The organism is Noviherbaspirillum denitrificans (assembly GCF_002211445.1).
GTDB lineage: Bacteria > Pseudomonadota > Gammaproteobacteria > Burkholderiales > Burkholderiaceae_D > Noviherbaspirillum > Noviherbaspirillum denitrificans.
On sequence record NZ_LSTO01000001.1, the window covers coordinates 3,079,509 to 3,086,013 of the forward strand.

8 protein-coding genes and 1 pseudogene are annotated in these 6,505 nt (G+C 63.6%); all 9 read right to left on the reverse strand.

The window, feature by feature from the left end:
• A pseudogene (locus tag AYR66_RS14925) lies at nucleotides 1-306 on the reverse strand (hypothetical protein); the annotation flags it as partial.
• Nucleotides 306-1,430: a 6-bladed beta-propeller gene (locus AYR66_RS14930; RefSeq protein WP_206047183.1), complete on the reverse strand. Its 1,125-nt coding sequence runs from the start codon at nucleotides 1,428-1,430 to the stop codon at nucleotides 306-308. The pseudogene AYR66_RS14925 and the gene AYR66_RS14930, both read right to left, overlap by 1 nt.
• Nucleotides 1,372-2,346, reverse strand: a complete 975-nt coding sequence (locus tag AYR66_RS14935; protein ID WP_088708146.1) for an NHL repeat-containing protein — start codon at nucleotides 2,344-2,346, stop codon at nucleotides 1,372-1,374. Before AYR66_RS14935 ends, AYR66_RS14930 begins: the two co-directional genes overlap by 59 nt.
• A gap of 3 nt (nucleotides 2,347-2,349) precedes the next feature.
• Nucleotides 2,350-2,748 (reverse strand): c(7)-type cytochrome triheme domain-containing protein, encoded by a 399-nt coding sequence (locus AYR66_RS14940; RefSeq protein WP_088708147.1) that lies wholly within the window; start codon nucleotides 2,746-2,748, stop codon nucleotides 2,350-2,352.
• An 8-nt stretch (nucleotides 2,749-2,756) separates the two neighbouring features.
• Nucleotides 2,757-3,335, reverse strand: coding sequence for a c(7)-type cytochrome triheme domain-containing protein (locus AYR66_RS14945; RefSeq protein WP_088708148.1), 579 nt, complete (start codon nucleotides 3,333-3,335; stop codon nucleotides 2,757-2,759).
• Nucleotides 3,336-3,338: 3 nt separating this feature from the next.
• Nucleotides 3,339-4,274 (reverse strand): hypothetical protein, encoded by a 936-nt coding sequence (locus tag AYR66_RS14950; RefSeq protein ID WP_206047184.1) that lies wholly within the window; start codon nucleotides 4,272-4,274, stop codon nucleotides 3,339-3,341.
• The gene (locus AYR66_RS14955) at nucleotides 4,271-5,209 is read right to left on the reverse strand and encodes a hypothetical protein (protein ID WP_088708149.1); all 939 of its coding nucleotides are present in this window, start codon (nucleotides 5,207-5,209) and stop codon (nucleotides 4,271-4,273) included. Before AYR66_RS14955 ends, AYR66_RS14950 begins: the two co-directional genes overlap by 4 nt.
• The gene (locus AYR66_RS14960) at nucleotides 5,206-6,162 is read right to left on the reverse strand and encodes a c(7)-type cytochrome triheme domain-containing protein (protein ID WP_088708150.1); all 957 of its coding nucleotides are present in this window, start codon (nucleotides 6,160-6,162) and stop codon (nucleotides 5,206-5,208) included. Before AYR66_RS14960 ends, AYR66_RS14955 begins: the two co-directional genes overlap by 4 nt.
• A gap of 8 nt (nucleotides 6,163-6,170) precedes the next feature.
• Nucleotides 6,171-6,505 (reverse strand): c(7)-type cytochrome triheme domain-containing protein (locus tag AYR66_RS14965; protein ID WP_088709832.1); only part of this gene is annotated, 335 nt, incomplete at its 5' end.

A 6,505-nucleotide genomic window follows, 5' to 3' on the forward strand; every position in this document is an offset into this window, starting at 1 on the left:
CAGCTTGCGGTTCCACAAGGGCGCACTGTAGGTGTTGGCGCCGCTGCCGAGGGCGCCCGATTCAGCGTTATGCGGGGTGTGGCAAAAGACGCACACTTGCGTCTCCGAACTGGCCTTGACGCTGCGGACCGGCACCTTGCCGCCGGAAGGCGTTGCGGTGCCGTCGGGAGTTGCAGAAAAGTTATGCTTGGTGCCGCGCACATCCGACACTTTGCTGGTTGCAGTGATTGCTGCCTGCGCGAGGACGGTCAGCAGCAGGAGCAGCAGGACCACCAGCCCCGCGGCAGTACGCCTGGGCCAGGACATTACGCCCCCCCGATCAGCTGGAAGATGACGATGCGTCCGTTAAACATGTCGGCCACGTAAATCCTGTTCTGCCGGTCACTCCAGACGCCCGCCGGCAGGTAGAACTGGCCGACTTCCTTGCCGGTTCCGCCGATGGGCATCAAAAACTGTCCCTGACTGTTGAATACGAGAAGATTATCGTAGAAAGATTCCACCACGTAAATGTTCCCGTAGGAATCAACTGTTACACCTTTGGGGCGTGTCATCTCACCCACATACATGCCGCGCCGGCCGATCGTCGTAATCACCCTGCCCTGCATGTCGAAGATCTGCACGCGGGCGTTCATGCCGTCGGTGACATACAACTTGTCCTTTGCATATGCAAGGTGCGTGGGGTAGTTGAGCGTGCCTTCTTCGTCACCGCGGTTGCCGATCGAATCGATCAGGCGGCCCTCGTCATCGAAGACCTTGACGTCATGCGCATGGGTATCGGAAACGTACACCCGGCCACGTTCTGGATCCCGTGCGAGGCCAGTCGGCCGGACAAGCACGTTCTTGCCGAAACTGCCCATGGGCTTGCCGTCCGAGCTCAGGCGGAACACCTCTCCCAGTTCGGCATCGGCAACCAGTATCTGCCCGTCCGGCCCTTCGGCGATCCCGACGGGGGTGATGAAACCCTGTTTCTCCGCCGCCTGCACATACACATGCAGTTGCGCCGCAATGTTGTCGAACACGTACACCGCATTGCTGCCCACATCCGTGACCAGTACCCGCCCCTGGGAGTCGACCATGCCGGATTGCGGCCGCCGCAGGACGACCTTGTCCTCGGCCGAGTCGAACATGCCGACGATCCATTTCAGTACTTCCGCGCCGAAACCGGGTCGTCCGCTATCGTCGGGAACGAAATTGTCTTCTCCCGTCAGCTGGCCCACATATCGGAAACGGGCGGTTTCCGGAGGCGCCGGCCAGACCAGCGGCGCGCCGTTGGCGACCGGCTCGGGATCGAGATGCATCTGGTACTTGGTCTCGGCGCAACCCGCAAGCAGGAGCGCCCCGAGGACAGCCGACAGGAAAAGACGGGCAGGACTACTGGCCAGGACGGCGCACAGGAACCGTGGAAAGCTGGAGAGACTGGATGCGGCCATTCAAACTGTCAGCGACATAAAGGGTGTTTCGGTCGAGTGACAGGAAGGCAATGCGGTTGAAGTTCGCCGGTGAGGCGCCGCTTCCACCGATGGTGGCGATCAGTTCGCGATCCTGGAATACCTTGATGGTATTGTCAAAATCGTCACTGACGAACACGCGATTGAAGCGATCCACCGTGATCGCGTGGGGCATTTTCAGGTCTTCGTTACCAAAGGAATACAGATCCCGCCCATCCAGCGCCATGACCACCACCTGCCGTCCGAGGCGATCGGCCACGTACAAACCGTCCGGACCGCGCGCCATCGACTCGATGCTCTTGGCCTCCTCGGGCCGGAGCAGTTCCAGCGCGCGCCCCAGTCCGTTGAAGACCACGACATGATTGTACAGGCTGTCGGCGACGAACACTTGCCCGCTGGATTCGTCCACCACGATGCCGACGGGCTGGCGCAACGCCGGCTCGTGCCGGAACGACGGCAGAGGCCGGCCGTCCCAGGAATAATGCAGCACCTGCCCGGTTCCCGGTTCCGCCACATATAGCGAAAGGTCGGGTCCGACGGCAATCGCGGATGCGGTGCCGGTCACGGCATCGGCGAAGCGGACCATCGACAGTCGCGCCGGATCGTAGCGGAATACCTGGCGGTGGCCGGAATCGACGAAATACAGGATGTTGTTGCGGGCAGCAACAGCGACCGGCGAGATGAAGGGAAGGTATCCCGTCACCGCGGTGCGCGGTTGCGGGAAAATGCCGGTGGGTTCGACCGTCAGTTGCGCGCCCGCCAGCACCTGCGTGCGGCCGACCAGCGGACGCTGCGCGGGTTCATCGGCTGCCACCGCGTTCCCCATGAGGCACAAGATGGCAAGACTGCCAATGCAGGCATGTCTCATGGAGCGGACTGCGGCGGCGATCGTTTTCATGTTCTACCACTTCCCCGGACCGGTGGTTGACGAGCCGCCGTAAATCCCCGGCGGCAGCCCCTTCTTTCCCGAATGGCACAGGTCGCAGTTGGCTGCGCCCCATGCAATCTGGTCGTTATGGCACATGCCGCAGAACTTGCCATCGATGATGTCAGCCATGGTCACATCGTTGGCGCCGGCGCGCATCTTGAAGCCGAGTTCGGAGTGGCACACCTTGCAGCGAAAGCGCATGCGATGGAACCAGTGCGGGAAGACGACCGGGCGGACGCCCTCCTTCTCGGCGCGGCGGTTAAGCACGACGTCGGCATACTCCGCATGGGACGGCAATGAGACCAGCGCCAGCCAGGCAGCCACCAGGGCGGCGAGGATCTTCAGAAGTGTTCGGGACTTGGGTGCGTGCATGGCCGTCCTCACTTCCGTTGCTGGCTGTGGCAACGGTTGCATTCCGTAAGCGGAAATGCAACCGCACCGTGGCACTGGCCGCAGAACTCGCCCTGCAGCACCGCGAACATGCTCAATCCCTTGGTTCCGCCCTTCTTCGACGCGAAGATGCGCTCGTGGCAGTTGCTGCAATCCAGCCACTCCGTATGCTGCCTGTGTGGAAACAGGACCAGCGGCATCTCGCCTGTGTTGGTGAGCAGGATGTCGAGGTCGAGCACCTTGATCTCGGTGCCCGGCAGGATGTTGGTGCGCGGCTGGATGATGCCCTCGCGCAGCGCCTTCACCCAATGGACGCCGTTGCCCGGATAATCCTTGGGCAGCTTGGAGAGCCCCTCACGGGGCTCCTGCAGCATCTTGATGCCGGGATTGGCCGGATCATGCACGCCATCCTTGTTCAGCGGCTGCTGGACAGGATACGGCATGTTCATCGGCCGGACCGTGGGTGCGAGGCCGGGGATCTGCGCCTGCACGGCCGCCGGAAAGGCGAGTGCCGCCGCAAGCACAAGGCCCAGCCACCTTAACACACACCACAGGCTCGACTTGCGCATGGATTATCCCGGGATGTAGATGCCGGCGCTGCGAATGGCACGCACCAGTTCCTTGGTGGAGTCTTCCAGCACCTTGATCGCACCTTCGTAGTCCTTCTTGGCCGCCATACCCTCTGCGTTGGTGCGCAGGGCCGCTGCCTGTTCGACGTACTTCTGGACCATGGATTCGAGATTGGGGTTGGAGGCGCGCTTTTCTTCAAGCAGGACCTTGACCAGCATCTTGTGCGTGTCGTTGCGGTCCACCTCGTAATGGTACTCCTCTTCCTTGGTGGCGAAGTTGAGCGAACGAACCAGGGTGTCGCCTTCGCGCATCGTTTCGATGGAGGCGCGGGTCTCGACATAGACCTTGTCCAGCGCGGCCTTGCCTTCGTCCAGCTTGCCGGCGGCAGCCAGCGCCTGTGCGTCGCGGATCTGGGTTTCGATCTTGGCTGTGGTTTCCGCACCCTTCGCGCCCAGCTTCTTCTCGGAGCTGATGCGCTTTTGCGCGGTCAGCAGTGCCTTCACGCTTTCCAGGCGGTTGTCGAAATCGCGCTGCTTCTTTTCCCGGGTGACCTGTTCCGGTGCGGCCTGGCGGACGCCGTCGAACATAGTCTTCGCTGCTTCATCCAGCAGGCGCGATGCGGCCGGCAGGTCGCCCTTCTGGTAGGCGGCTTCGGCCTGCTTGTGCAGGTCGCGTGCCTTGGCGCGCTGTGCCTGGGCCTGGGCATTGCCGCTGGCTTCGACTTGCTTGGCGCCGGAAGACGACTCCAGCAGCGTGCCGACGGAACTGAGGCGGCGCTCGACCTGTTCCTTGGTTTCCGGAGCGCGCGGCGGGCGGACCTGCTGGCCTTCGACAGCAGGTGCGGCGGGCGCATCGGCGGCGATCACGGCGCCGGCCTGCACGAAAAGCGCGCCGACGAGTGCGGCAAGGACGGTTTTAAGGGGACGTTGGGTAATCATGGTTTGCTTTCGGTGGTTTGCGGCACAACCACGCCTGCTACGCGTAGGGAGCGTTGCAGGTGGAGGGTCGCGTCCTGGATGGTTTTCAATGCGAGCTGGTAGTCGCCCGACGCCGCATGCTTCTGGGAGGCGTCGCGCAGGTGCCTGCTCTGCTGGACATAGCTGTCGCTGATGGCGGCGCTTTCGCGCGGCGGATTCAGCTGTGCGATGGCGAGCGGCACCAGTTCTTCATAGTTCCGGTTCCGTGCGAGTTCGTACTTGTACTCGTCCGACGGCGTATCGAATTTCTGGTCGTAGACAATGGTTTCGGCCATCAGTGTGCGGTTGAGCGCGCCGACAACAGTCTTGTAGGCTTCGCCGAGCGCCGCGTTGGCATCCTTGTGGTTGCCCGACGCCGCGAGCGAATCGGCCCGCGCAATGGCGCTGTTGACGCCGTTGACGTCGAGCGGCGCTGCGCCGCCCTTGGCCGCCATCCTGGCTGACACGCCCTTGTACAGGTTCAGGAAAACACGCGTGGTTTCGCTCATGCCGGCATAACGTGCTCGCTCCTGGGATGCAAGCTGCGCGGTATCCGGCACCATGCGCGACGCTGCCGTGATTTCACGCAGGGCTTCGTCGAGCATCCTGACGGCCTCCGCCTGGCGCCCTGCTTCGGCTTCCGAACCGGCCCGGGCGAACAGCGCCCGGGCATCGGCCAGTTTCTTCTGAGCCTGCACATTGCCGCTCTGCGGAATTCGCTGCATGGCCGGCGACTGCGAGAGCAGAAGCTTGACCAGGCGCGTCTTGCTTTCGAGCTGGGCCTGAGCAGAAACGGAGGTACCGCCGGTCGACACCTGCGCCATGGCCGCAACCGGCATGCCGACCGCGGACGCGGCGCCGGCAAGCACGATGGCGGCGGCCAGGGGCCGTCCGGAATACCGGCCCTTTACCGTCATGGCTTGGCTTCCGCCTTCACCGGCAGCGCCTTGCTCTTGGAGTGGCAGCGGCGGCATTCCGACACCGGGAATGCAACCTTGCCGTGGCACACGCCGCATGCCTGGCCGAGCAGGATCGACGCCATCGAGATCTGGTTCGCACCCTTTTGCGGAACGAAGATCGCCGGGTGGCAGTTCGAGCAGTCGAGCCATTCAGTGTGCTGCTTGTGCGGATAGACCACGTCCGGCATCGTGCCCTTCACTTCGCGCACGATGTTCATGTCCATGACCATCGGCTTGGCGTTGGGGTCGTTGCGGTCGAAGCGCGGCTGGATGCGGTTCTCGCCCAGCGTCTTCACCCAGTCGACGCGGTTGCCGTCATTGTTGCGCACGAAGGCAGTGAACGCGGAGAGCGGCGGCTGCAGCGAGTGCGTACCGTCATTTTCCGGATCATGGATGCCGTCCTGCGGCGGCGGCAGGTTGCGCTGCGCGGCGGGCTTCATCAGGCGGTTGAAGGTGTTCGCCGGGGCGGCGCCGGTTGCTGCCGCGGGTGCCGGCGCTGCTGCCACCACGGCTACCGGCGCAGGGGCGGCGGCGGCAGGTGCGGGTGCCGATGCGGGAGCTGCCGCGGCAGGTGCCGCGCCCTTCGGACCTTCGGACTGGCTGATCATGTAATTGACCGCAGCTCGGACATCGGCTTCGGACAGGCTGGCATTGCCGCCCTTGGGCGGCATCGCGCCCTTGCCCTTGATGGCGCTGTTGTACAGCGACGGTGCGCCGGTCTTGACGCGGGGCGCCCACGCAGCGGCGTCGCCGAGCTTGGGAGCGCCTGCTGCGCCGGTGCTGTGGCAGGCCACGCAGCCTGCGTCATAGATTGCTTTTCCGTTCGGCAGGTCGGCCGCGAATGCGGACAGCGACAGGACACCTGTTGCCAATGCAAAGAGGCCGGCACGGAGCATGAGAGACTTTTTCATGATTGCTCCTATTTCTTCGGCTGTTGGGGTTGCGCTTGCTGCGCCGCTTGGGGCTTGGCAGCGTTCGCCGGCACGACCAGCGAATTGATGGTGCTTTCATGCACCTGCGTCGGCGTACCCGGTTTGCCGGAGTGGCACAGGTTGCAGTTCTCGATCGACCACGCGATGTTGCCGTTGTGGCAGGCGCCGCAGTACTGGCCGTCGATGATCTTCACCATGTTGATGTCGTTGCCGCCGGCCTTGAACTTGAAGCCGAGGTCAGCGTGGCACACCTTGCAGCGGAAGCGGATACGGTGGAACCAGTGCGGGAACACCGCCGGTCGCATGCCCGCGCCATCCGAAT